The organism is Peribacillus simplex (assembly GCF_001578185.1).
In the GTDB taxonomy this organism is placed as follows: Bacteria; Bacillota; Bacilli; order Bacillales; family DSM-1321; genus Peribacillus; species Peribacillus simplex_A.
The window spans coordinates 2,682,115-2,707,573 of sequence record NZ_CP011008.1; the positions used below are offsets into that span (position 1 = coordinate 2,682,115).

General features: G+C 37.3%; 16 protein-coding genes and 2 pseudogenes. 5 read left to right on the top strand and 13 right to left on the bottom strand.

Features of this window, described 5'->3' with window-relative positions; all coding sequences use genetic code 11:
• Positions 1-10: 10 nt before the first annotated feature.
• The 4 genes and pseudogenes from UP17_RS12495 to ltrA form a co-directional block, all read right to left on the bottom strand.
• Complete coding sequence (locus UP17_RS12495) at positions 11-280, bottom strand: hypothetical protein (RefSeq protein ID WP_061463306.1); 270 nt, start codon at positions 278-280, stop codon at positions 11-13.
• Positions 281-633: 353 nt separating this feature from the next.
• Positions 634-1,425 (bottom strand): phosphotransferase, encoded by a 792-nt coding sequence (locus tag UP17_RS12500; RefSeq protein WP_061463307.1) that lies wholly within the window; start codon positions 1,423-1,425, stop codon positions 634-636.
• A gap of 877 nt (positions 1,426-2,302) precedes the next feature.
• Positions 2,303-3,505 (bottom strand): macrolide family glycosyltransferase, encoded by a 1,203-nt coding sequence (locus UP17_RS12505; protein WP_061463308.1) that lies wholly within the window; start codon positions 3,503-3,505, stop codon positions 2,303-2,305.
• A gap of 709 nt (positions 3,506-4,214) precedes the next feature.
• Positions 4,215-5,478, bottom strand: a pseudogene (gene ltrA, locus UP17_RS12510) (group II intron reverse transcriptase/maturase).
• A gap of 940 nt (positions 5,479-6,418) precedes the next feature.
• On the opposite strand from ltrA, the gene UP17_RS28805 reads away from it, so the two are divergent.
• Entirely contained in the window at positions 6,419-6,721 is a 303-nt protein-coding gene (locus UP17_RS28805; protein ID WP_250211837.1) for a tyrosine-type recombinase/integrase, read from the top strand.
• 343 nt (positions 6,722-7,064) lie between these two features.
• Here the strand turns inward: UP17_RS28805 and UP17_RS12520 are convergent, their stop codons facing one another.
• On the bottom strand, positions 7,065-7,814 hold the full coding sequence (locus tag UP17_RS12520) for a Ger(x)C family spore germination protein (RefSeq protein ID WP_061463310.1): 750 nt from the start codon (positions 7,812-7,814) through the stop codon (positions 7,065-7,067).
• 86 nt (positions 7,815-7,900) lie between these two features.
• On the opposite strand from UP17_RS12520, the gene UP17_RS12525 reads away from it, so the two are divergent.
• Positions 7,901-8,755 (top strand): VCBS repeat-containing protein, encoded by an 855-nt coding sequence (locus UP17_RS12525; RefSeq protein WP_061463311.1) that lies wholly within the window; start codon positions 7,901-7,903, stop codon positions 8,753-8,755.
• Positions 8,756-9,481: 726 nt separating this feature from the next.
• Positions 9,482-10,960, top strand: a complete 1,479-nt coding sequence (locus tag UP17_RS12530; protein WP_061463312.1) for an Lsa family ABC-F type ribosomal protection protein — start codon at positions 9,482-9,484, stop codon at positions 10,958-10,960.
• Positions 10,961-11,631: 671 nt separating this feature from the next.
• On the opposite strand, the gene UP17_RS12535 is transcribed toward UP17_RS12530, so the two are convergent.
• Together UP17_RS12535 and UP17_RS12540 are read right to left on the bottom strand one after the other, a co-directional pair.
• On the bottom strand, positions 11,632-14,028 hold the full coding sequence (locus UP17_RS12535) for an immune inhibitor A domain-containing protein (protein ID WP_081109000.1): 2,397 nt from the start codon (positions 14,026-14,028) through the stop codon (positions 11,632-11,634).
• 607 nt (positions 14,029-14,635) lie between these two features.
• The gene (locus UP17_RS12540; protein WP_061463313.1) at positions 14,636-14,821 is read right to left on the bottom strand and encodes a hypothetical protein; all 186 of its coding nucleotides are present in this window, start codon (positions 14,819-14,821) and stop codon (positions 14,636-14,638) included.
• Positions 14,822-15,839: 1,018 nt separating this feature from the next.
• Between UP17_RS12540 and UP17_RS12545 the strand changes: the two genes are divergently transcribed.
• Positions 15,840-16,796, top strand: a complete 957-nt coding sequence (locus UP17_RS12545) for a patatin-like phospholipase family protein (RefSeq protein ID WP_061466085.1) — start codon at positions 15,840-15,842, stop codon at positions 16,794-16,796.
• Positions 16,797-16,960: 164 nt separating this feature from the next.
• On the opposite strand, the pseudogene UP17_RS28810 reads toward UP17_RS12545, so the two are convergent.
• From UP17_RS28810 to UP17_RS12570, 6 genes and pseudogenes are all read right to left on the bottom strand, one after another.
• A pseudogene (locus tag UP17_RS28810) lies at positions 16,961-17,103 on the bottom strand (IS110 family transposase); the annotation flags it as partial.
• 201 nt (positions 17,104-17,304) lie between these two features.
• Positions 17,305-17,922, bottom strand: a complete 618-nt coding sequence (locus tag UP17_RS12550) for a DUF3885 domain-containing protein (RefSeq protein WP_061466086.1) — start codon at positions 17,920-17,922, stop codon at positions 17,305-17,307.
• Between the two features lie 256 nt (positions 17,923-18,178).
• Positions 18,179-19,702 (bottom strand): CoA-acylating methylmalonate-semialdehyde dehydrogenase, encoded by a 1,524-nt coding sequence (locus UP17_RS12555; RefSeq protein ID WP_061466087.1) that lies wholly within the window; start codon positions 19,700-19,702, stop codon positions 18,179-18,181.
• 31 nt (positions 19,703-19,733) lie between these two features.
• A complete protein-coding gene (locus tag UP17_RS12560) occupies positions 19,734-20,636 on the bottom strand; it encodes an NAD(P)-dependent oxidoreductase (RefSeq protein ID WP_061463314.1) in 903 nt (300 codons plus the stop codon).
• A 26-nt stretch (positions 20,637-20,662) separates the two neighbouring features.
• On the bottom strand, positions 20,663-22,018 hold the full coding sequence (locus UP17_RS12565; protein WP_061463315.1) for a GntP family permease: 1,356 nt from the start codon (positions 22,016-22,018) through the stop codon (positions 20,663-20,665).
• 31 nt (positions 22,019-22,049) lie between these two features.
• The gene (locus UP17_RS12570) at positions 22,050-23,249 is read right to left on the bottom strand and encodes an iron-containing alcohol dehydrogenase (protein WP_061463316.1); all 1,200 of its coding nucleotides are present in this window, start codon (positions 23,247-23,249) and stop codon (positions 22,050-22,052) included.
• 266 nt (positions 23,250-23,515) lie between these two features.
• On the opposite strand from UP17_RS12570, the gene UP17_RS12575 reads away from it, so the two are divergent.
• Positions 23,516-25,441: a sigma 54-interacting transcriptional regulator gene (locus UP17_RS12575; protein ID WP_081108809.1), complete on the top strand. Its 1,926-nt coding sequence runs from the start codon at positions 23,516-23,518 to the stop codon at positions 25,439-25,441.
• Positions 25,442-25,459: the final 18 nt, after the last annotated feature.

Sequence of the window (25,459 nt, forward strand, 5' to 3'; positions counted from 1 at the left end):
AATAACCAATTTAAAATCCATTACCATGGAATACTATTCTCATTAATTCGATGGCAATAAAGTAAACGAAACCAGCAAATATACTAAGACCTAAAGCTAATTTTCTCCAAAGTCCTTTCTCACTGAGAAAAGAAAAAGAGAACGATATAATGATTCCACATATCATTAATACACGAAAAGTTGTTACTCCAGGATCAATTACTTGTGTTATATTCGCAGTAAAAAAACAAATAACCAAGATAATTAAAGCAAACGAAATAACCCCTAAATATTTTGTCATGATTCCCCACCCTTCTCCTCTAATCTAATTTACTAATTTATGGTTAAAATGTATATTTTTATTTGATTATCTTGCCCTATAGTTTCATAAAGAAAAGCTTCCTTAAAGACCCCTCAATTTTCAACGAATGCACCGTTAGCCATTCATGAAGCGCAAAAATCAGCGCTTCACCACAGAGAATGAAAATTGGTATCTATATCGATACTGTTTTAATGGCTGGCGAAGAAGGTCGTCGAACTATGTGCCTTTGAGCTCATCCGTTAGTCTGACTCCGGCGACCACGGTGTACCACCGACTGTCGCGCCCTTTTTGTGCTTTTTTAATTTTCATGGGAGTTCAACAAAAGCCTACCCTTAAATCCACTCTTTTCCATGTTCACAAATGAATTTAATATCGTTTTGGTAATGTTCAAGATGCCCTTCATCTATCATCTTTTGAAATGCAATGTCACCTTCACTGGATTTTTTTGTAATTGTTTTACATAACCCCTCTAATCGTAGCAATACCATTTCCAAATAATCTTCGTCTATTCCTTCACCGTAAGATTCAAAAAACAATCTAACTCTTTGTTTTATACGGTTAGCATGCTGTAATGAATTATAATAAACTCTCTCACCTGTTTCAGAAAGGTAAAATCTACTTAAGGGGACGCAATTATAAAGAGTATAAGCCATGTCCCAAAGTCTTGGACCAGGTCCAGCAACATCGAAATCAATAATACCTATTGGTCTTTCATGTTTAAAAATAATGTTGTATATCGCAAAATCATTATGGCATAGTACCTCAAATTGTTGGGGGGTGTTATCTATCGATTCCCAGCTATCATCAAATGAAAAATCACTGACAGAATCATGATAAAGACGGAGCATTTTCGCTATTTCTATTAAGACATCATTAGACCGCATGTATTCTTTTAAAGGATAATTACCAGCTTCTCCTTCAATAAATGATAATATCTCCCTTCCTTTTTCATCAATACCTAACAACTTTGGGGCATAACTGAAACCTTTGTTCTCCAAATGCTTTAATAGCTTATGAATTTTGGGACTATCTGGCTTTAATTCTCGTCGCACAGTATCTCCCGAACGATAAACCCTAGAGACATTCCCTCCTGTTAGCATTTCTTCGTTTTCATGGTTTGACATCTAAATATCCCTCCTTGATATGACTTTCTATAAACCATAAAATAAATCCTGTTTGTTAAACTAATCTCTTTCAATTTATACCGGTCAAAGTACTTTGGGAGTTTCCGATTTCCTTAGAGCTGCCTCTAAAATGGATTAATCCCCGATCCATTCTTTCCTTTATAATCGTTACAGGATAAACCTACTTTTCTTCAACCATTCCCTGGTTGCAACAGTCTCCCTGTCCGTCATACCCTTCAACAAAGATCATCTCCCATTCCCGTGATTTCATTAGGTGGGATTATTTGGACACGTGCCTTCAACCAGGTGTTATGTTTTTACCTTATACCCACAGCCTTAATGATTCCATCCTTCTTCAAATTGTTCTCTAATCCTTGAACCATATCGCGGATTCACTTCCAAATTCATGACTTTTATAAGCCCTTTGCCTCTCCTGTTATGATAAGCCCTGAGATAGCCCGTACTCCTCTGGCGAATCCTCCATTGCCAGGACAGTACTGGATAACCGTTTAGGGTATCTTTACTTAATTGGATGGTATTCAAGAGTCTTTAATGCAGAGCAGCCCACTGCGGAACCATACAAGAAGTTGGCAAGCAATTCCCTGGACGAATGCTGCATTCATAAATACCAAATCGGATTCCCCCCCCCGCTACCCACAAAAAACAAGGAATTGAACTGCATTTGGCCAAACTTTCACAAAGTCTCCCTGATTTTCATTAATGAACCTCAAATTCTCTTTTTCTGATCCATATCGTTGTGAGCACAATCTAGCGTTTATAATAGTTCCTGTTCCATTACTTAATTAAAAACAGAAGTTGCCGAAACCACTAAAAAAAGCCGCCGGTAATGGCAGCTGGGAAATCTTTATATTTATATTTATATATCATATTGACTTTTAAATTGGAAAATCTCATCAACAGCTTGATGATACCCACCCGATTTTTGAAAGGATTCACTAATATTTGAAACAGCTTTATGGAAGGATGGGTGGTTTAACAAATGCTCTACCGCTTCATTAAGTTGATTTGCCGTCAAACTTTGCATTTGTAATTGAATACCTGCTCCTATATTGGCAACTTGCTTGGCAATTATCGGCTGATCCGCACTTTGCGGAATTACAATTAGCGGAACCCCGTAGTAGAGACCCTCATTGGTACTGTTCATTCCACCATGAGTGATAAATAATTTCGTGTATTTCAGCACCTCAGTTTGTGGAACATAATTTTTCACAATGAAGTTTCTAGGAATATCCCCCAAGTCAGATATTTGAGCATTTTTCCCGATAGACATCAAGACAGTATGATCAGTGGCCTCGAATGCCTTAAAACATAGCTTATAGAAATCAATTTCTTGGTTAAAGACAGTACCCAGTGAAATATAAATTGGGCTTTTTCCTTTGATTGAAGTAAGGTCGAAGTTTTCTTGCTTTAATCGTGTGGAGATGGATGGACCAACAAATTTGTAAGTTTGGTTGAATACTTCTCCGAAAGGTTGAAACTCCCTAGTTGTATAAATGATTGTAAGTGGTGCAGGATTACAAAAAACTTCGTAAGGAGAATCGATCACCACATCATATTTTTCCTTCACCATTGCCGTCAGGCTTTGATATTCATCGTATATAGGTTTAACTCTTTCTGTAGGGATTTTTTTAGAAAGTTGTTCCAACATTTTATCGAATGATGCTTTTGTCTGCGCAAAAGATGTACAAGAATTAATTGCCGGAAGTTTAAGTATTTGTGCAAGTAAATACCCACAACCAAACATGGAATCGTGGATGATATAATCAAAATGTTCTCCTTCGATTTGCTTCAGAACACTAGGTATCACGACATCAGCTGTATGCAAAAGACCGTTGATTCTTTCGAGTAAATAATTTCTTCCACCAGAGATAAAGGCTTTTACAAATTTTTCACCGTCTAATGTTCGTACAGTAGCTCCGGTCTTCTCAATACGCTCTCGAAAAGCTTCTATCGTAAAGTACACCACCTCTTCTCCACGCGAAATAAGCTCATGCACAACTCCAATAGTTGGATTGATATGTCCTTCTGATCCACCATTAATAAATAAAACACGTGCCATTATAACCACTCCTTAAGTAAAACGTTCACTTGATTTGATATGAGTAAGGGGCACTGCCCCATACCTTTCTCAACTATGTTAAAACTCCGTGGGCTCTTTTAGCAAGTGCAATCAAGTATCATTTTTAACTAAATTGCCCAGTTTAGTGAAAATCCTCACACTCTCTTCACCATTACCGATTTTCTTTAAATTGTTTTTCAATAATATGTGCGATTGCTAAATAAGAAAAAACCCTACATTATCAAAAAACAGCATATAAACGGCCTACTTAGGGTTATGCTCTTCAAGCATTACTGATTTCCCCATTAACTAGGTCACCTTTTAATTAAAAACAGTTAAATCCCAAGTTACAAGAACGATTATATGTGACATAAAAGAATGGACAAAATCCTTTTTCAGATTTTAGTGATGTAGACATGCTACAGTGGTTTCTTCAACGGCGAGAGCATTTATAACTGCAACATGAAAAGTCCACCCGCACCTTCCAAGCCTAAGAGCGAAAACTTCTTCAATTTATTGAACAATTACCCACATATTCAGTGGAAATCCATGTAGACTTGGAAATGGTTGTGGAGGGTTCCCTTTTTAAATCTTTATCTAGCCGGCAGATTCGAGGTATCAGGAATGGTTATCAATCGAGTAGGAGGAGGCGCCTAGCCTCCGACCTCTCACACCACCGTACGTACCGTTCGGTATACGGCGGTTCAGTTTAAGTCTGACGTAGTTTTGTATATCGTTCATATAGATTTACTAACCCATGATGGAGCCAATAAACATTATTAAGGGTTTTGTCTAGAATAGGACTATGCGCTATGCGCCAATAACCCTTTCTGCTATTTCCCCATTCATATGCTTTTCCAAATGGGACGCCTAATCCTTTGAGTTTCCTCACCCTCGTTCTTGGTAATTTCCATTGTTTCCATAGGCACATTCTGAGTCTTCTTCGAATCCATGAATCTAAATTCTTCAATACGTTCGGAGTATCAATGAGGGCGAAATACCCCATCCAACCTCTAAGGTATTGCTTTAACTTATTTATTCGGAGTTCCATGGGTATCGGTAATTTTCTCGAGGTCATTTCCCTGATTCGTTTCTTTACCCTCTTCACTGTTTGTTTAGCCAGTAGAACCTTCGGGTTCTTCTTTGACTTCGTGAAACTAAAACCGAGAAACGTTCTGTTCCAAGGGCGATCATACTTCGACTTCTCGTAGTTGACCTTTAGCTTCAGTTTATTTTCAATGAAGCTTGAGATATTTCCCATTGCACGTTTGGCGGCTTTTCGTGTCTTCACAAAGATAGTATTGTCATCCGCATACCTTACAAATCGAAGATTGCGTTTCTCTAGTTCTTTATCTAAATCGTCTAACATGATATTAGATAATAAAGGACTTAACGGACCTCCTTCCGGAGTTCCCTCCTCACTTTTATGAAAAAGTCCGCCTATCATAATGCCTGCTTGAAGGAACTTACGAATCAGTTTAAGAACTCGTTTATCTTCAATTTTCCGCTCTAACATTCCCATGAGCTTGTCATGATTCACTTTATCGAAGAACTTCTCCAAATCCATATCCACTACCCATTTATAACATTCGGTTATATAGGACTTTGCCTTTCGAACCGCCTGGTGCCCTTGTTTGTTAGGGGCGAAATCCATAGCTATTCTCCGAAAAGGTTGAGTCATATATCTTGGTCAATATTTGGGCAATGGCTTGTTGAATGAAACGGTCTAGAACGGTTGGAATACCCAAAAGCCGAACTCCGCCGTTTGGTTTCGGGATTTCGATACGACGGACGGGCTTCGGTTGATAGGTACCCTGTAAAAGGGCAGTTTTCATGTTGTACCATTCGGTTACGAGGTGCGGTCTCAGGTTTTGGACCCGCATTCCATCTACACCATGGCTTCCCTTATTTCTTTCTACACGCTTCAATGCCTGTATTAAGTTTTCCCTCTCTAGTATCTGTTCCATTAACATCGTTGATATCCTTTCTACGTGGATAAATGGTCTATTTGTGCCTTTATCTGCTCCACCCTTTTGAAGTTCCCCGTGTATTCACCACTTCTTCCTTCAAATAAGTTCCGTTAGGAATTGTTTGCTTCTTCACAGATAACGAACGCCTAGTATTCATCCTCCTTAATCTGTTCGGTCCTTCCTTGTCTTCTCGAGGAGACAAGTACTATGACCTCTGCTGACTTCTGATGATTCAGCTGTCCATCACTGGAAAGGTTACCAAGTGTACTTGGCTGTCATCAGACCTCCCCGGGTAAGAGTGCAATCTTTCCCTCCATCTATCTGCTTCATTTACTCTGTACCACCTTCGGCAGTAAGGACTTTGTTTTGTTTCGCAAACTCATCCAATGATACCTAGCCTTATATGAAGTTCGTGTTCCTCAGACCGGAGGTTTGCCGCTTGCTTCCTTCAGATTCCACGTCACCGTGGACACCCTTGCATTAAGCTAACCACTACTACTGCCTTCATGATTCGGGACTTCCACCCTATAGATTGCACCCATGCCGGGCGCACGAAAAAAGCCCCTATGTCTTAACAAAAGGAGCGTATTCCGTTGCCACATTATCCAGAAAGACAACCATCATTAAGAGTTTTTTGAAATTCCTGTTCGAAGCAGGCTATATCACGGAACCTATTCATGAAGGTTTCTTTAATGTTCGTAAAGATGATCGGCCCAACGTGATTTGGGACCAAAGGAAATCATTCAGCTACTTGATTACTTCAGGGAAATTAACCACCCCATCGTTTTTTCGATTATTCATATCCTAACGATGACAGGCATGCGTAATGAAGAGTTTACAAGACTCCGAGTCAAGGACTTCAATATGATTCCATTTCCAGTACGTATTTTTTAGAGGTCCTAGGTAAGGGAGTAAAAAAAGGCAAATACCAGACATCGACGATATAGATGCAGCAGAAGGAGACGACCCTCTTTTTACGACCAATACCGGCCGTGCCTACTCTCCCTCTTATTTGTCTCAATTCTTAAAAAAAGTCATAAAAGAGAGTGGATTGCTCTTTTTGAAGTTCCGTTCTTCCTCCGTTGGTCCTCATACCTTTAGGCATGCTTTCGCCATCATTTCTCACTTAAATGGAGTTAATGTCTATCAGATTATGATGAGTCTGGGCCATGAGCAGCTATCCACTATAGAAATTTATTTGCAAAAGGTTTTTGAAAAAGAACGCCATGCGATTTCATTTGTGTAAATCAGATGTGTTTGGAGAGTATATATAATAGAAGAAAGTCGTCCTATTTAGAGAAGTTTTTGAAGCATATCGCTGATAACTAAGAACTTCTTCGTAAATTTGAACAATCATTTCCTTGGAATCGTTCATTGTTATACCGCCTAGTATATTATGTTTAGGCTCTTTATTTAGAGCACATATTCTTCTTGCTTTTTCTGCAAAATATAGTCCAATTACTTGAACTAAATTGAAAGGGTGGGGAAAAAAGGAGCGTCTCAAGGGGACGAATTTAGATCCTTTTGGGTCGCTCCTTTTTTTGACGTCACTTTCTATTCGGTGATGCCGGTGTTCACAATACGAACCTTCATATAAAATTGAACAGGAACGGTTGGGTAGCGGTCAAGTTCCGAAAATGGCTCCGGACTTTTTCACCGATTCCGAGCGGATCAATCTTTAGCTCCTGAAATTTCCTCATCATTTTTTCCGCTCTTTCCGTCGTCTCTTTGCTCCATTCCTTCTCCACTTCTTTCATCGTGTTCCCTTTCTTCAACACGCTGGAAGCATCTTTAACCTCTCCTATCACCGAGACATGAACCGACACCCGCGGATTGTCTTGGCTGCCGGACACTTTATATTTCACTTTGGATCGAATATTTTCAGTAGCAATGTACTTTTTATTTTTGAAGCTTATTTCATATGTGCCTGTTTTAGTCTTTTCGTAAAAGAGTTTAAATATATAACTGTCCTTATTGGAAAGCTCTCCTACGTAGAGATCATCCTTAAAAAGAGCGAGACCTTTATATTGAATATGATCGTCTTTTTTCCTAATAATAGGTAGAAAAGGATCTTGATTGAACCCTTCATATTGATCCAGGAAAGCATGAACAGTTGGCTGAGGAATAATATCCTTCAGATTTCTCTCCATGAAATCGGAAAGATATTCAGCAGATGTCGGCGCATTAGGATACTCAAAAGTTAACAGCTCCTCAACGCTGCCGTCGACGACCGCCATGTAAACATCTCTGCCAATATCGGTAGAGCGTCCAAGCGGATCAGCAAGCTCGGCGACTCCGTGTTTTGCCAGCTCTTTTTTGTGTCCAAAATATTGACTCAAATCCACGTAGCTTTCTAAATATATGCCTAATATACAAAGGAATATCAGGGAACTATACCTAGATAAAGTATAAAGGGGACATAATTATGAAGAAAATAATGCTATTTATCTTACTATCATCCTTATTATTAAACCTTTCTCCGATAATTGTTCAAGCTGACAAAAAACTGAATAAAGAGCTAATGAAAATTGTTAATGAGTTTAAACCGTCGAACTCGTTAATTGTAAGTCCTGACAAACCTTTCCCTACAAAGTCAATTAAACTATATGACTTTAATCAAGATGGACGGAAAGAAATAATCGTTACTTTTGAAGTTAAAGCAAAAGAACAGCCTTCCCCTTCCCAGTATGGAGCAATGGTATTAAAGAAGGTTAATAATAAGTGGGAAAAAATATGGGAGACAAGAATTAAAGGAGTAGATTTAGATTTTTCTGGATTAGCTGATATTACTGGTGATGGTACAAAAGAATATCTATTTGGTGTTACAATTGGCGCAGCATTAGGAAGTAAACTTAAAATTTTCCAGTGGAATGATAACTCATTCAAAAATATTGCAGAAGTTCTTTATCATGAAATTGACATTTTGAATGGAAATCAAAAAGAAGGTTTAGCAGTTTGGCGATGGTATCTTGCTGAGTGTTCTTTAGTAGATGTATTAAAATGGAATGGTGATCAATTAGTTTATGATAAAGAATTATTTTCTAAATATTATCCTGTTATCGAAAAATTTTATAACGATAAAATTTCTAAAATGGATGCGTGGTTCTACTGGTATTGCCTTGCAGATGCTCAAATTAAAGCGAATTTATTTGAAGAAGCTTCTAAATCAATCGAAAAAGGGAGTTTGTTAGCAAAAAAATTATCAATGCCTGAGGGAGTCCAAAACTTTAACAAATTAAGGGACAGACTGGAAGAAAAGAAAAAAAGCTTAAAGAACTAACGGGTGCTTTAATTCAAGAAGGTTGCTGGGGCAGCCTTTCTCTTATGGCACTAAAGGGACAGTTTAGTTACACAAGGAGTTATAATATATTAGATTCAGAAGCTTGTAAAAGTGGTGATGAAAAGTGTATATAAAGTAACGAGTATATGTAAAGACGCGAAGCTTTGAACAAAGTTGCGATGTTTATAAAAATGATGCGATGCTTTATCTCTTTGATTGAAGAATTTTAAATAGTTTGGATATAGGATTAGGTGAAGATGATTCACATATTGCATTCCGTATAAAAGAATGTTATTTTAAAAATAGAATTATGAGAGGACTGATGGTTGAATAATGATTAACTAATCTATATTTTAATTTGAAATTAATATTCAAACTAAAAAAATAGGGTTGGTCTATCCATTTTTATAAATCAGTTCATACTTTATTTATCATGATTCCAATGATTAATAAGGACTTATTTAGTATGAGTGAAAGACTAATCCTTCCAATTATAAATTGGGAGGTATTTTTTATTCTCTAATAGATAAGTCGATATTTATTAATCCGTAACTTTAACCCAACAAACAAAGGAGAGAGAAAAATGAGTAATTCAGACACTATTGTTACACATGTAATGCTCTATATAAGTCGTTAGTATCCATCAAACTTATATGGAGGAATTAATAAATTGATGGATATTCCGACTTTATATGAAAAGTGTCGATATATAAAGGAGGAATTATTATGTCAATGATAAAAGTTCAAGACTTAACTTTTTCATATCCAGGTAGCTTTGATAATATTTTTGAAGGTGTAAACTTTCAAATGGATACGGATTGGAAACTAGGATTTATCGGTAGAAACGGACGAGGAAAAACGACATTCTTTAATTTATTATTAGGGAATTATGAGTATAGTGGGAAAATCACTTCTTCGGTAGAATTTAATTATTTCCCTTACCCAGTTTCAGATAAGAACAAGTTTACTCATGAAATCCTTGAAGAAATTTGTCCCCAAGCAGAAGATTGGGAATTTCTTCGTGAAATATCCTATTTAAATGTTGATGCCGAGGTCATGTACCGACCATTTAAAACATTATCAAATGGAGAACAAACAAAGGTATTGCTTGCTGCACTGTTTTTGAATGAGGGTCAATTTCTATTAATTGATGAGCCAACAAATCATCTAGATACTGATGCACGAAAGATGGTCTCTGATTATCTAAGGAAGAAAAAAGGATTTATTTTAATTTCACATGACAGAATCTTTTTAGACGGGTGCGTTGACCATATCTTATCTATAAATAGAGCAAACATTGAAGTCCAAAGTGGTAACTTTTCTTCTTGGAAGTTAAATTTTGATAGACAGCAGGAACACGAAGAAGCAACAAATGAGCGTCTACAAAAAGACATAGGGAGATTAAAACAGTCTTCAAAGCGTTCAGAAGCTTGGTCTCATCAAGTGGAGGCCACTAAAAACGGGACAAGGAATTCTGGTTCCAAGTTGGACAAAGGTTTTGTAGGGCATAAAGCGGCCAAGATGATGAAGAGATCGAAGAATCTTGAATCAAGGAAACAAAAAGCTATTGAAGAAAAGTCAAAATTACTAAAAAATGTAGAGAAAACTGATTCGTTAAAATTAGAACAATTGAAATTCCAGTCAAATGAATTGGTTGTTTTGGCTGATGTGTCTGTTCAGTATGATGACCAAATAGTGAATGAGCCAATTAGCTTTATAATTGAACAAGGTGACCGAATTGTACTTGATGGAAAGAATGGAAGTGGGAAAAGTAGTATCCTAAAACTAATTCTAGGACATCCGATTCAGCATACAGGCTCAGTTAATTTAGGCTCAGGACTCATCATTTCCTATGTCCAACAAGATACTTCTCATTTGAAAGGATCGTTATCAGATTTTATTGAAGAGCAAGAGATTGATGAGACGTTATTTAAATCTATCCTACGTAAGATGGATTTTGACCGAATTCAATTTGAGAAAGAAATATCTCATTATTCTGGTGGACAAAAGAAAAAGCTGCTTATCGCTAAAAGTTTATGTGAAAAAGCTCATTTATATATATGGGATGAACCATTAAATTTTATTGATATTTATTCGCGTATGCAGATTGAAGAGCTTATTCAACAATTTAATCCCACAATGGTTATTGTTGAGCATGATCAGGCATTTCAACAAACAGTTGCAACAAAAACTATATCTATGTAGTTCAAAGTGAATGATTGAAAGTATATTCAGTAAATCAAGTCATTAAACTATAAGGCGCTTTAATGGAGTAGTGAAAAAAGGCCTAATTCCTCTACAATAAGTTGAGAATTAGGCTTTTTAATGGGGAAATAGGAAATACTTTAACGAAATGCACTTATATCTGGGAATATATAAGACCATAAGGTTTTCCTACTATTAAAGAAGATGTTTAAGAATGTTTCCCTGGTAAGGGCGATAACTGGTAGCTAGCCTTTCCTCCATCGGCATTACCCAACTTCATTGGTACTACGCTGCTATCCGACTCCCTACACAGCATTTGGTTTCCTTGCATCATATCGATGTGTAACGTGCCCAATTGTTAGTCACAATTAACAATTGGAGGTGCAGTTTTTTTATGACAAAGTATTCGTTAGAAACTAAGCTAGCTGCCGTTCATTTTTTTATTGAGGGTCATGAATCTTTTAAAAATGTAGCTCAGAAGTATGAAGTAAGCAAAACTAAAAGGATTGAGTCCTGTAAAATACAGGATCCAATCCTTATCAGCTGCTTAAAATACTTTGTCTAACTTTTTGGGTTCACTTCACAATACAGGGATCATCTGTTCAATGCTTTCTAGCTTTTTTTAAAATATCCTTTACAAGGGATACACTTTAAATAAGAGAACCACCTTATTATTTATAAAGTACAATTTTACCTACAGTACCGTCAGCACTTTGGCCAACAACGCGAACCTTTAGTCCGAATTTTGGAATATTACGGCCAACGTCAGGAGCTTGGGTATTGCTGTAATTCTGTTTATCATCAAACATGGCATTGCTTTGAGTAAAGTTATCTTTCAAGTAGAAAGAAGAATCACCAATGGTCACTTTACTACCTTTGTTTAAGCTAAATGCTGCATCATGCATTTGATAGCTGTTTGAGCCAAGGACTTTATTAACATCATATACACCGTTTGGATCCTTCCAGTCTTTATAATGCCAGATATTATTGTGCTGGTCGGCGTCGACAACACCTAAGAAACCATCACCAGGGTGGTAGTCTGGACCTGTCCAGTTGTTATCGTAGGAGTTATCAACATACCAAACTACTAAACCTTGATCATAAGATAACATGGTTCCTTTACGGTTCACATTGGCTAAACCTGAATCAGAACCGTTATGGGATCTCCATTCAAGAAGGTAATACTGACTTGCATGTTTTTTGCCATCAGATTTGGAGAAACCTACAAAAGTAAATGGTGAAGTTCCTTCCGCATCATCGGACAGAATTGTGCTGCCACCCGCACTTACCTTGATATCATCAACATAAAAACCAGCCATTGCCAATCCGCCATCAGTGACATAATTGAAGCTTAATTGGACTTTTTGGCCAGCAAATTGAGATAAATCAAATGTTGCATCTACCCATTTGTTTCCGGAATCTCCTGTAATACCATTGCCTGGATTTGACCCTTGAGGATCATCATTCGTTGTGATGTTACCATGAACCGTTTGACCATTGACACGAACAGTAGCATAATCATAATCTTGTTCGATAGAGTACCAGGTTTTAAATGTAAGTTGAGCAGAAGTAGCATTGGATAAGTCAATAGTCGTGTTCATTTTGTTACTTAGATTATTTCCACTCCCACTGAAGTACTCTGACTTCCCACTTGCAGGCGTATTAACTAATATCTCCTTTTCAGGAAGATTTACTTTAACAACATCATCATTTGTGCCTTTTGTACTTGCTTCATCAAGCAAGTACTCTGTTCCTTTAGAAGTAACATCATTTACGTTTATTTGACTTCCTGACTGCCAGTTTGGTATAAAGTCATTTGTTGTCATCGTTTGCTGTAAAAACTCTTTGTCATATGGACTGAAGCCAGATGGTTCCGTACCTGGAATTTTCCCTGTCCAGCTTCCACTTGACATGAGTGACCAGTAGCTGACTGGTTCACCTAAACCGCTGTAAAGAGTGTCATACTCATCCGGCAAGCCTAAATCGTGACCGAATTCATGAGCAAATACGCCCGCAGCTCCATCTTCTGGTTCAATGGTATAGGCTAGTCCTAACAAATTATCAACACCAAAATAGTTTACATCCGCTTTTGTTTCGGGAATTGGGTAGAGACCGCCTAGATCCCAGCTGTGAGACCAAATTGCCTCTTCACCAATTTTACCGCCGCCTGCTTCTTCCCCGACACCAGAGTGAATGACCATGACATGGTCAATGATTCCATCTGGTTCGCGCATATTGCCGTCACCGTCCAAATCAAACTGATCTTCTTTGTCATATTGATTCAAATCAATTGAAGGATCTTTAGCCGCATCAGCAAGGGCTTCCCGAATAAGTGCTCTTGGATTTTTATCATTACCGGCATTTTCATCATGAGCGCCGTAATAAGCAGCTGGATGTTTGGCTGTATACCAGCCGGCAACCTTACCATCCACCGTATAACTGCCGCCGGACTGTTGCTCGTAATACTGTTTCATGGAGATCTTCTTTTTACCATCCGGACCGACATAGCCATTTTCACCGAAAATCATATCCTGATAATGTTGGTTGGAGTATGCATCGGGTCCGCTATAATACATGTCTGTTTCATCGGAAGTTAATTGTCCGTGTGGAAGATTAGGAAAATCAATTAATAGAACGAGGACCTCGTCTTTCCTTTCCGTACCATCCCAATCTTCTTTTTTGACAGAGGAAACAGTATTTTTCTTTGCTTGCCCTGACTTGTTTCCTTTTCCCTCATTTAGACCGTTACTATCCATTTTTGCTTTAACTTGTTCTTTTAGTGCGGCCTGCTTCTTTTCAAAAGAATTTTCTTTTTTATTAGTTTCCGAGGCCGTCGCTAGCTTATGTAAGTACTTTTGTAATGCCTTTTCTGCTTCTGTGGCCGTCGCATCTTTCGGAATCGTTCCATTTTTCTTTAACATCTCAATTAGCCGGTCATCATTTGCAATCCCTAAATCAATTGGTGCTCCCTCTTTTCCAGAAGCCTTAACTTCTTGAGATAAATTCACATGACTTATAACTCCGGGTGTAAACGCACTAAATGCAAGTCCAGCAGATAATAATGGCATGCTAATTTTCTTTTTCCAATTCAAAGTCCATCCCCCTTAAAAAAAGTCTATGAAACTAATTGCGAAAAGAAAGAGTTTCATAGAATTTTATACTACAGGCAACAAAATGGCAATGGTTAATATATTGATTAATCAGATAATTGAAAATATGTTTCTCAATAAACATTCTTAAATTTAACACTCGAGACCAAGTAGGTTACCACGTGCATTAAGGTAAATTACGACAGATACATATTTACAGGTACAACTATGAAAACTGATTTATAGCAATGAACGTACCTTTCTTCTTAAACTATTGTTAATCCGAAATTACGTCTTATTTAGTTCATATTTCAGCTTTTTTCGCCTGGATCATTTCTTTGATTTTATCTCTAAACTTTTCATTCGTGAGGATATCCTGTGTGGTTGTTAAGTGTCGCTTGGCATGTCTGGAAAAGTTAGTATCTGCCACCCACTGACCACAATAAGGACATGGAAGCTGTGCGTCTACTTGCCAGTGTGTCGTTACGAATCTATTTGTATTTGAATTACATCTTTTGCAATCTTATTGACTACTTTTGTATTCACATTGACTACATCATCATCATTTTGTATTTGTCCGTGATTGCTAATTCTCCAGATACCTTGTCATTTCACGTTCTATCAGCAGACAAATCGCTTCACTGATAAATAAATTCAGTTCGTCACAGTAACCTTTGAAATCACCGTACAAGCTTTCTGGAATGAGTGCGGTTAATACCTCAGTCTTTTCTCTTCTTCTCCAATTACGTACGAATTGTTTCAAGTATGGCATCCAATTCCCTCCTAAAATATTAGGTCACCTTGTATACTTGAGTATTAGATTAAAATATATATTCTATCGAGGTTATTCCTAAAATAATTATGAAGTACACTTCACTATAGTAACTGATAAATTTGTCTCCAAGAATCTTTGATGATTGTTCTTTTTGACGCTCATACCGAGTAGCTTTTTTAAAAATTACTTATGTATTTCACTAGAACGATGCTACGTTGAATAAGAGAATATGTAATTCAAAACCTTTATTCTGAGTGAAATAAAAACGACAATTAAGTCGCCTTTTCTCTACCTTTTTAATAAAAATCTCCAAGCTGCAAGTTTTGTTGTCCCACCCTAGCCCCCTTCGTAAATATATCAGAAGCATCCTAACCACCGATTTATTTGGAGAACTTTAATAGGGCGCTGCTCTCTTTTTCAAAAAATTGAAGTTTGCGCTTTATTTAATATGGTCTTTTTCCTGATTATTAATGTTTAATTTTCATGGTAGTTTAAGTGTAATTCTTCACAATCCTGTTTTTGGAAAAAGCGACCTCTCTCTTGAAGGATCGCACGATATAAAATAAAAATAATTAATAACCTAATGTGCACAAGGCTGCAAAATAACCTGTTTGAGGACGGAACAGGCAGCCGTCGCCCTCTTTGGAGATCGGGATTGTCACCCCGCTAAAATTTTGCATGCTAGTAGGCCGTAGCCCACCGCTATGGCTTTTTCATTTTCTTTCAAGCTTTTTTGGGTTGTACTTTCTGACTTTTTCATCACTCATTATAAACAAAGTACGTGCATAATAAATTCCCGTTTGGCTGGCCCGTAATGCCACTCAAACGTAGTCTCCTCTACCCTTGTCGTAATATTTTTTATATACTTGATGGAGTCTTTCCTTGGATGTTTAGCTACATAATCCGGCTCCTGAAGGATTTCAGGTCAAAGAGGTATTCATTACCAATACTACAGAAAAAAAATAAACATATACTTAATGATACTTGTGATCAGATTAGAAAGGAGAAATCTGCTTTGACAAAATATCGGATTATGTCCTTTGATGGAGGCGGTACCTTAGGTGCTTTAAGTTTACAACTTTTGAACAGACTGGCTCAGCACAACCCAAAATTAATTAGGCGAACCAATGTTTTTTCAGGAAATTCAATCGGTTCATTCACTGCCCTTGCGTTAGCAAGTGGAAGATCGCCCAAGGAGACACTCCAGTTTTTTAAGGATAAAATCCTGCCGGCATTCAGCGTTTCCCGACCAGGTGGACCTGTATTCAACCAACAATTACCATATTCTGGTTTCGTTAAAGCGGTGCAAACATTTTTTCCACCAGACCTTCTCCTCAAAGACTTAAAAAGACGAATTGTTGTCCCTGCATTTCATTTATTCTCACCGGAGCTGAATCGTTGGACTCCTGTGTTATTCCACAACTTTCCTGGCTCTCCCTATTTAAATGAGAAAGCGAGTGATGTAATACTACGGAGCAGTGGTGCTCCCGCGACACAACGAGCCTATCAAAACTACGTGGATGGGTATACAGTAACAACTAACCCCAGTACAGCCAGTATCGCGTTTGCAGTGGGGAAAGCCAAACAGCCGTTGGATCAAATTGCGGTATTATCCATTGGAACAGGTGAAGAGCCGACTCAATTAAGAAGAGATACGAAGGGGTGGGGGATGGTGAGTGCAGATAACATACGCCCCGAAAATATGAAGAACCTTCCCCCAAATTGGGGAGTCCTTTTGGACCGATCGCCCAATGAACCCTTACTGCCATTTCTTCAGATTGTCGCTAGTGGATCCGGTTACTATGAATCCATGGTCAGTTCTCAGCTTCTAGGAAATCGTTTTTTTCGGTTAAATCCACGGATCCCTAATTTCTCCAAAACGGACCCGTCTGTAGTTCCCGCTGTCATTTCAATTGCTAACAAAACAAATTTACAACCTGCAATTCAATTTATAGAGAAAAACTGGAATTAATCAAATTATCCCATAAATCTGATTGCGTGATTGAATTTTCCGTTTTTATTGAAAGCATTTGGATTTTTTATAGAAAAACAGCCATAACCTGGCTGTTTTTATTTATTCAGTTTTCTTCAACTAAACTCCCTCAATAAACTAAACACAATCTCACTATTGCTCTAGTTTTCAAAGAAACACGTTTTATCCAGTTCCAATCCTCTAAAATCCTGTGCTCTCGCTGCATGATTGTGCTTGGCAATATCTACTCCACAATTAAGGTTTCAGAAGTAATTTGAGAGATTTTATGATTTTGGTTATAATTCATTGTGAGACCTCCAAATAGATGTTTTTGTCCTTTTTAGCTGCCAGCTTAGGACACATTCATCTTATCAAGAGGTCTTTTTTGGTTCAAACTCTTATGCAACTAAAGGGGTAGCATTCCTGTAATAACTGAAAATGAAAGGAGCAGCTGATTAGCTCCTGATAATGAAGTAAAGCACCTGTTAGTTCAACAAGGAGACATTCTTTATTTGAATGTCTCGTCTATTTCATTTCTGTCGTAATCTAATATCCAATCGTTGTATTTGTCATAAACATCTCTTATTGTTTCGGGAGAGGTCGCCAATAAATCACAACCCCTGTCATCATAAACGTGAAATATAGTTTTCCTGTTGATGTTGATAAAATAGACTCTATTAAAAATACTTGGTCTTATGCCCATATCATTATTGCAGATTGCTTTTAACATAGGAATGTATGTGAAGTCAGACGTTTTACATTTTAAAGTAAATCTATGTGTTTTATATGTTCCTTCATCATCATCGTCAGGAAAAATATAAGGAATTGTTTTTTGGTTTAACCCATATAAGACCGATTTCTCTTTAATATAACGAGAAAAAGTTTTTGATTTATGTTTATAACCATCTGCATAATCGTTTACGTCAACTACGATATAAAGATCATCGTTATGAGAATGCAAGGACTTAAATAAAGTGATAGCCCTTTTATATACTCCTTGTAGATATGGGCTATTTTCATAATCATTATCTCTATCATAGTCCACACCTAATTCAAAACGGATACCAATTTTCCAACTATAAAACAAGGGTGGTCTAAGTTCTAAGTTCGGGAAATTCTCATTCATAAAGTCGTTTAAAAACATTTTTGCACCTCGTTAATTTTCCTTCATTGTACCATTCCTTAAGGAACTATCTTGCCCCTTTAGCATTCCTGTAGACTGTTAAATATCAGGTTTGAAAAAAAATAGGGCCCCTCAAGCAAAAAAACGCTTGGAATCATAAAATCATCCAAGCGTTTTGCGCTTATTTCAATATATTTCATTTGTTAATTACATTTCCCAATGAAAATTCGACAAATCTCAATGTAATGAAATTATTTAGTTATTGATTACTTGGAAATGAAAATTCCGCTTTATTTTCGTTGTCTTTGGATTCAGGCCATCTTTCTGAAATCGTTTTGGTTTTTGTGAAAAAGCGAACGGTGTCTGGACCAAACATGTGGCCTTCCCCGAATTTCGAACGCTTCCACCCTCCAAAGTTGTAGTATCCGACTGGTATCGGAATCGGTACGTTCACACCGACCATTCCCACTTCAATTTGTTCTGAGAACTTCCTTGCAGCAGACCCATTTTCTGTGAAAATCGTAACACCATTACCATATTCGTGATTATTAATTAATTCAATTGCTTCGTCTAAGCTATTTACGCGTACCACAATACGTGCCGGTCCGAACACCTCATCACGATAAATTTTCATGTCAGGAGTAACATGATCTAAAATCGTTGGTCCTAAATAAAAACCTTTTTCCGTTTCACATATTTTAGGATTCCGGCCATCCACATATAATTGTGCGCCTTCTTCAAGACTTTCATTAATATACTTGATAACAGAATCCTTTGATTCTTGTGTAATTACAGCTCCGAAGTCTGCATTATTGTCATTATATGCCCCTACTTTTAATTCTAGTACACGAGTTTTTAATTTTGCTACAAATGCATCAGCTGTAGCTTTACCAACCGGAACAGCTGCTGAAATCGCCATACAGCGTTGGGATGCAGAACCAAATGCTGCACCTAGGAAGGCAGTAACAACTTGATCTAAATCAGCATCCGGCATAATAATCATATGATTCTTTCCTCCACCAAAAGAAGCTACTCTTTTATTATTTCGGCTTCCTTCGTGATAAACATATTCAGCTACCCTTGTAGAACCTACAAAAGATATGGCACATACTTTTGGATTTTTAAGTAATGCATCAACTGCCTCTTTGTCACCGTTAACGATACTCCAAATCCCATCTGGTAGGCCCGCTTTTTTCCATAGATCCGAGATAAATAAAGCTGAGTTCGGAACACGTTCAGAGGGTTTTAAAATTACCGCATTTCCACAAGCTACTGCCATAGAAGTCATTGCGAGCGGTACCATTACTGGAAAATTGAATGGAGAAATCGCTGCAACTACACCTAGAGGTTGTTTCATTGAAAAAGAGTTGATATTTCCACCAACATTGACAGAGTATTCACCTTTTAACATATGTGGAGCATTTATCGCCAAATCAACCGATTCAATTCCTCTACTAATTTCACCTTTTGCATCAGAAATTGTTTTGCCGCTTTCAAGACCTATTATATTTGCCAGTCGTTCTGTTTCCTCTATTAGAAGGCTTCTAAAGCGATGAATAACTTCCACTCTTTTTGCTACAGACGTATTTTTCCAAGCTGCAAAAGCCGAATGTGCCACTTCAATTGTTTCATTTACTTCCTCTACTGAAGCATATGGACAAAAAGCCGTTACTTCACCCGTTGAAGGATTATATACCTTTCCAAAGCGTTCACTTCTGCCAGGTTTCATTTCTCCACCAATAAAATGAGTTAATGTTTTCGTATTAAATTCACTTTTAATCATAGTCATATTAATTATTCCTCCTAATTTATTATTATTTTTTTTGTATTGCTTTTTTGGCTAGCTTCTTAGTCATTAGGTAAACAGCAGACATATCATTCTCTCCATAACCTTCATTCACCGCCTGCGTATACCAATCTACCAAGTGGTCTCCAATTGGCAGCTTAATTTCACATTCCTCAGCCATTTGCTTAGCTATTTTTAAATCTTTTAACAACAGATTTGTTGTAAAGCCAGGTTCAAAGTTATTTTCGGCGATATACTCCTTATAATTTCTTTCATATATTCTGCTTTGGCCATAACTTACATTTAGGATTTCAAACATACGCTCGTGATCTAAGCCCATATTTTCACCAAGAGTTAGCGCTTCCCCAACTGCTTGGGTATAGAAGCCGATCATCAAATTATTGATTAACTTAATCACAGTGCCACTATCTGGATTTTCTCCAACATGAAACAGATTTTTTCCTAAAATATTTAGCAGTGGATGTACTTCATCAAAGTAAACTTTAGGTCCGCCAACCATAAATGTTAGGGTTGCATTAACGGCACCAATAACACCGCCACTTATCGGAGAACCTAAGTATCTTAAGTTATTTTTCTGGCAAGCAGTAAAAACTTTACGGTTTAATTCGGGTGTTACTGTACTTGTATCAATAATCATTAAATTTTCAGTACCATACTTAATAATACCTTCTTCGAAAAACGTCATCTCAACAATAGCTGGTGAAGGCAAACTAATAAATATCACATCTGCATATTGGAGTACTTCTTTAATACTTTGACATACATGTCCACCAATTTCTTGAAATTTGACAATAGCTGTTGGATTAATGTCAAAACCGTATACTATATTTTCATGACTAATCAAATTCTCTGCCATAGGTAAACCCATATTTCCTAATCCGATAAATCCTATCCTATGTTTTAAACTCATCTCTCTTTCCCTCCTTCAGGTATCATCTAGTAAAAAATCATATATAAGATAACTGCTAAAGCTAAAGCTGCTGTAGGTACGACCACACTGAGAACAAATACTGGCTTATATGCTCGTTGATGTGTCTCTTTACATACCGCTCTGATAGTAGTAACGACGTATCCGTTATGTGGTAAAGAATCTAGGCCACCGGAAGCAATGGATGAAATTCGATGCATAGCTCCTGGATCTAAACCTTGTGCTTGATAAATGGGTGCAAGTATAGGTAAGGCGATTCCTAAACCGCCAGAGGCTGAACCTGTTATAGCGGCTATAGTCGTAACAGCCATAGCAAGACCCGCATATTTTAGCCCAGGCATATTAGTAAGCGTATCCACAATAGCAGTAAATGCTGGTACTTTTGCTGCAACTGCACCAAATCCTACAACAGCACATGTATTAGCAATGGCATTAAGTGCATTTTCTGCCCCTATAGTAAGGGCTTTCCAATGAGTGCCAATAGCATTTTTATACATAAGCGCCCATCCCACAATAATTCCCGCAAATAAAGCAACCAATACCGCTTGATCCGTCGGGATATACTTGGCAACAATATTTAAAACTGCTACTACAGAGATCAAAGGAATGATCGAAATAATTATATTAGGCAAGCCCTTTTTAGATACTCCTTGATTCAGGTCATCCTCTGTTTCCAGCCGAGTTGCAGCAACCTCATTCGATGCACTTTCAGCAATGTGGTCCATAGAAAAAGTTTCTCCTCTATCTACAGCTTTTTGAACCATCCTTCCTAAGAGAATTCCACCTCCAACCATAATTAATAGAGCAATAACCACACCCACCCAACCTCCAGCAGTTGGAGTCGTACCAAAATGTTCAGTAGGAATTAAATTTTGAATTTCTGGTGACCCTGGCGATGTCATAGTGAAAGAGATGGATCCAAAGACAAGTGCACCAGGTATAAAACGATGAGGTAAATTAGCACTTTTAAACAAAGAAACTGCTATAGGATAAACGGAAAAGGCAACAATGAACACGCTTACACCACCATACGTCATAAGCGCACACGCGGTTACAACAGCAAATACTGCGCGTTTAGCTCCGAATCTACGCTGAACCCAATTTGCAATTGAATTTGCAGATTTTGTATCTTCCATAACTTTCCCAAAAATTGCACCTAGTAAAAATGTTAAAAACCAGGAAGCGAAGAAACCAGTGAAGCCCCCCATGTAGTCTGTTGTTAACGCTCCCATTAGATTAAGCTTGCCTGTGATACTTACAACAACAGAACACAACACAGCTGCAATAATGATGTTTATCCCTTTAATGGTCATATACATGAGTAGTCCAAGGCCAGCTATTAAACCTAAAAAACTAATTGCCATATTAACCAATCCCCCCTTTCCAAATTCAATATTATTTTTTGAGTAATTTCATAGTTGAATAGTCATTAGTAAAGGAGACCCGATATAGATCAATAATTTCCTCTTTGCTAGGCACTCGGGGGTGATTCCCTGGACTTCCGCTTGCTAATGCGTCAGTTGCCATTTTCTCTAAAGATTGTTCAAAATCTTCTTCATTAATTCCCCACGCTTTAAGATTAGGAATATTTAAATCAACACATAGTTTTTTAATGAAAAATACGGTTTCTTTTGCCACGACCACATCACTTTGCTGCTCCATGCCCTCCATAATTGTCCGACCTACTTGAGCTAGTTTTTCAACGCAGCTGCCTTCACTAAATTCCAACACAGCTGATAGAAGCATTGCATTCGAAATCCCATGTGGTACTTTATACAAGGCACCAATTGGCCGAGACATCCCATGAACAAGGCATACGGATGAATTAGAAAAAGCAATGCCTGCTTGCATTGAAGCTAAAGCCATCTGTGTTCTTGCTTCTAAATCATTTCCATCTTCATAAACACGTTGAATGTTATCTATAATTAATTTGATAGATGATAAAGCTAGTGTATTAGTTAAAGGATGAGACTTACGTGAGATATAAGCTTCTAAAGCGTGACATAATGCATCAATCCCTGTGGCAACTGTTAACATTTTTGGTGATGAAAGCGTCAGACTTGGATCAACAATAGCTACCTGTGGCATTATTTTAGGTTGTTTAATCATCATTTTTAAATCTAAAATTGTATCAGTCACAACTAAGGCATCAGTCACCTCAGATCCTGTTCCAGCTGTTGTCGGAATAGCTATTACTGAAACGGGATCATTTATAATCTCATTTTCCACACCCATATATTCAATTAAAGCGCTTTTATTTCTAGCCAATAGAGCTACCGCCTTAGCAGCATCAATACAACTTCCTCCGCCTAGACCAACAATTAAATCACATTCATTCTCTTTAAAAAGAGTTAAAGCCTCTTCAACATGAGTATCTTTTGTTTCTGAATCCACTCCCAAATATGTAATCGAGTGAACACCCCCACCTTGAAGATATCTAATAACCCTAGCCACATAACCTAAATCCTTCATAGGCTTATCACTGATTAACAATGCTTTGGAACCTAAATCATTTGCCACTTTGCATAGTTTAGAAAGGCTTTGGTCTCCGTAATATACAATATTAGGCGTACGTAATTCTCCGATAAAATTCATACTGCACCCCCTATAAAAAATTGACTTTCAGTTATAAACTAATGCAAGTGTTGTGCCAACTCGTTATTATGCCAAATTTACTGTAAGTGCCCATCCGTTTCTTAAATATCTGTTTCCAAAAAGCAACACTCTATTGATAATTATGTAGATAAACAAGAACAACTTCGTTGACAAATGACAACAATTTCCTTTAGTATTATTTTGAATATTAAAATTATTCAAAATTCATATCAATTTAAAATTATATATAAGATAGGTGATTCTTGATGAATGTTTTAAATAATAAAGGCGTCTCCTATAATATTTTTAAGGACGGTATCGTTGAAGATTGGATGGAAGAAGAGTCATATTTATTACAAATTCACGACTCTATTTATAAAGCTGCTAATATCATGTCGAAATACGAAATAGATAACATTGCAGTGGTTAACGAAGATTGTATAGTAAAGGGGATTGTCACTTTCTCAATAATAATGAGAGCATTTTTGGATGGCATACCTTTAGAACAAGAAATTCAAAATATCATGATTAAGAAGTTCCCTGCTTGCTATGCTGATGATCCTATAAACGAACTTTCCTTTCAGTTTGGAACGCGTATTCCAGTATTAGATAGAAATGGACGTCTTATTGGTCGTTTCCCTTCAACGAGAAGTTTGCTAAACCAATTCTTTGTATTGAGCGAAGAAGTACAATCATTAGATCAAATAGTAAAAATGTACGATCTTTGTTTTGATACAGCCTATGAAGGTATAACAGTAGTGGATCAAAACGGCGTAATCCAACTTTTTAATAATTCCTACAGCCGTTTCGTACAAATGAGAAAGGAAGAAGTTATAGGTAAGCATTGTACTGAAGTAATTGACAATACCCGGTTGCCAGTTGTTCTTGAAACGGGTATTCCTGAACGCAATAATGCGGTTATTTTGCAGGGGCAAGAAATGATTGCTAGCGTAATTCCGATATGGAGAAATGATAAAGTGATTGGTGCAATAGGGATGCTTGTTTTCGAAGGAGTTTCAGAGCTCTCTAAAGTCTTTGATAGGATGCAGACCCTTAAGGATAAATCGAGCCATAAACACATTACACTTGAATATCCCAAGAAAGATGAAGAAACGATTACATTTGATAAAATCATCGGTGAAAGTAGCTCTATAGGTGAAGTTAAAAAAATAGCCCGTCGAGCAGCAAAGACAATGGCTACGGTTTTAATTATCGGTGAAAGCGGTGTTGGAAAAGAGTTGTTTACCAAAGCTATTCATAATTTAAGTCCAGTAAAAAATGGTCCATTAATATCCATTAATTGTGCGGCTATTCCTGATGAGTTGCTTGAATCTGAGCTTTTTGGGTACAACCACGGGGCTTTTACAGGAGCAAGCAAGGGAGGAAAACCAGGAAAATTTGAATTGGCTCATAATGGGACGCTTTTTTTGGATGAAATTGGAGACATGTCCCTACACCTACAAGCTAAACTGCTCCGTATCTTGCAGGAACAAAAATTTGAAAGGATTGGGGGCATTAATGAAATACATGTGAACGTACGCATTATTGCCGCAACGAACCAGCCATTAGAGCAGTTGGTTGAAAAGGGAACCTTTCGTAAAGATTTATTCTATCGTCTAAACATCATTCGTTTGCACATCCCTCCCCTCAAAAATAGAAAAACAGATATTCCTATTTTAGTATCAAAATTATTAGAAGATTCTTGCAATAAACACCAAATCCCCCCCGTTAAATTAAGTCGAGAAGTCTTGGAAAGCTTCATTCAATATGATTGGCCCGGAAATGTTCGGGAAATGGCAAACCTTTTAGAAAGCTTAGTGGTTATTTCAGATCAAGCACGAATTCAACTCGAAGATCTGCCACCACATCTTACAGACTATCTTATGAGGACTAAAAATAAAAATAGTAAAAATCCTAGTGAAAAAACAGGCCAGATTTCAACTCATACTATTAATCCTCTTATAACTACTGATCTAGAATTAGATCAGCAATTAGGTTCTCCTCACCAAGGAAATAGTTCAACAACCTCTAATTTGCTGGTTAATGAAAAAGTGGCGAACGAAGAACGTGAACGTGAACTTATTTCAAACATCTTACAGAAAGTAGACGGAAACAAATCGAAGGCAGCTAAAATTCTCGGCATACACCGATCTACTTTATATAAAAAAATGGTGAAACATCACCTAAGATAAACTTGATAGGTGTAGCGT

Bases quoted from the DNA above. Each gene is read 5' to 3' on its own strand.
- UP17_RS12495 (WP_061463306.1), bottom strand. From the start codon at position 280: ATGACAAAATATTTAGGGGTTATTTCGTTTGCTTTAATTATCTTGGTT.
- UP17_RS12500 (WP_061463307.1), bottom strand. From the start codon at position 1,425: ATGTCAAACCATGAAAACGAAGAAATGCTAACAGGAGGGAATGTCTCT.
- UP17_RS12505 (WP_061463308.1), bottom strand. From the start codon at position 3,505: ATGGCACGTGTTTTATTTATTAATGGTGGATCAGAAGGACATATCAAT.
- UP17_RS12525 (WP_061463311.1), top strand. From the start codon at position 7,901: ATGAAGAAAATAATGCTATTTATCTTACTATCATCCTTATTATTAAAC.
- UP17_RS12530 (WP_061463312.1), top strand. From the start codon at position 9,482: ATGTCAATGATAAAAGTTCAAGACTTAACTTTTTCATATCCAGGTAGC.
- UP17_RS12535 (WP_081109000.1), bottom strand. From the start codon at position 14,028: ATGCCATTATTATCTGCTGGACTTGCATTTAGTGCGTTTACACCCGGA.
- UP17_RS12540 (WP_061463313.1), bottom strand. From the start codon at position 14,821: ATGCCATACTTGAAACAATTCGTACGTAATTGGAGAAGAAGAGAAAAG.
- UP17_RS12550 (WP_061466086.1), bottom strand. From the start codon at position 17,922: ATGAATGAGAATTTCCCGAACTTAGAACTTAGACCACCCTTGTTTTAT.
- UP17_RS12555 (WP_061466087.1), bottom strand. From the start codon at position 19,702: ATGATTAAAAGTGAATTTAATACGAAAACATTAACTCATTTTATTGGT.
- UP17_RS12560 (WP_061463314.1), bottom strand. From the start codon at position 20,636: ATGAGTTTAAAACATAGGATAGGATTTATCGGATTAGGAAATATGGGT.
- UP17_RS12565 (WP_061463315.1), bottom strand. From the start codon at position 22,018: ATGGCAATTAGTTTTTTAGGTTTAATAGCTGGCCTTGGACTACTCATG.
- UP17_RS12570 (WP_061463316.1), bottom strand. From the start codon at position 23,249: ATGAATTTTATCGGAGAATTACGTACGCCTAATATTGTATATTACGGA.
- UP17_RS12575 (WP_081108809.1), top strand. From the start codon at position 23,516: ATGAATGTTTTAAATAATAAAGGCGTCTCCTATAATATTTTTAAGGAC.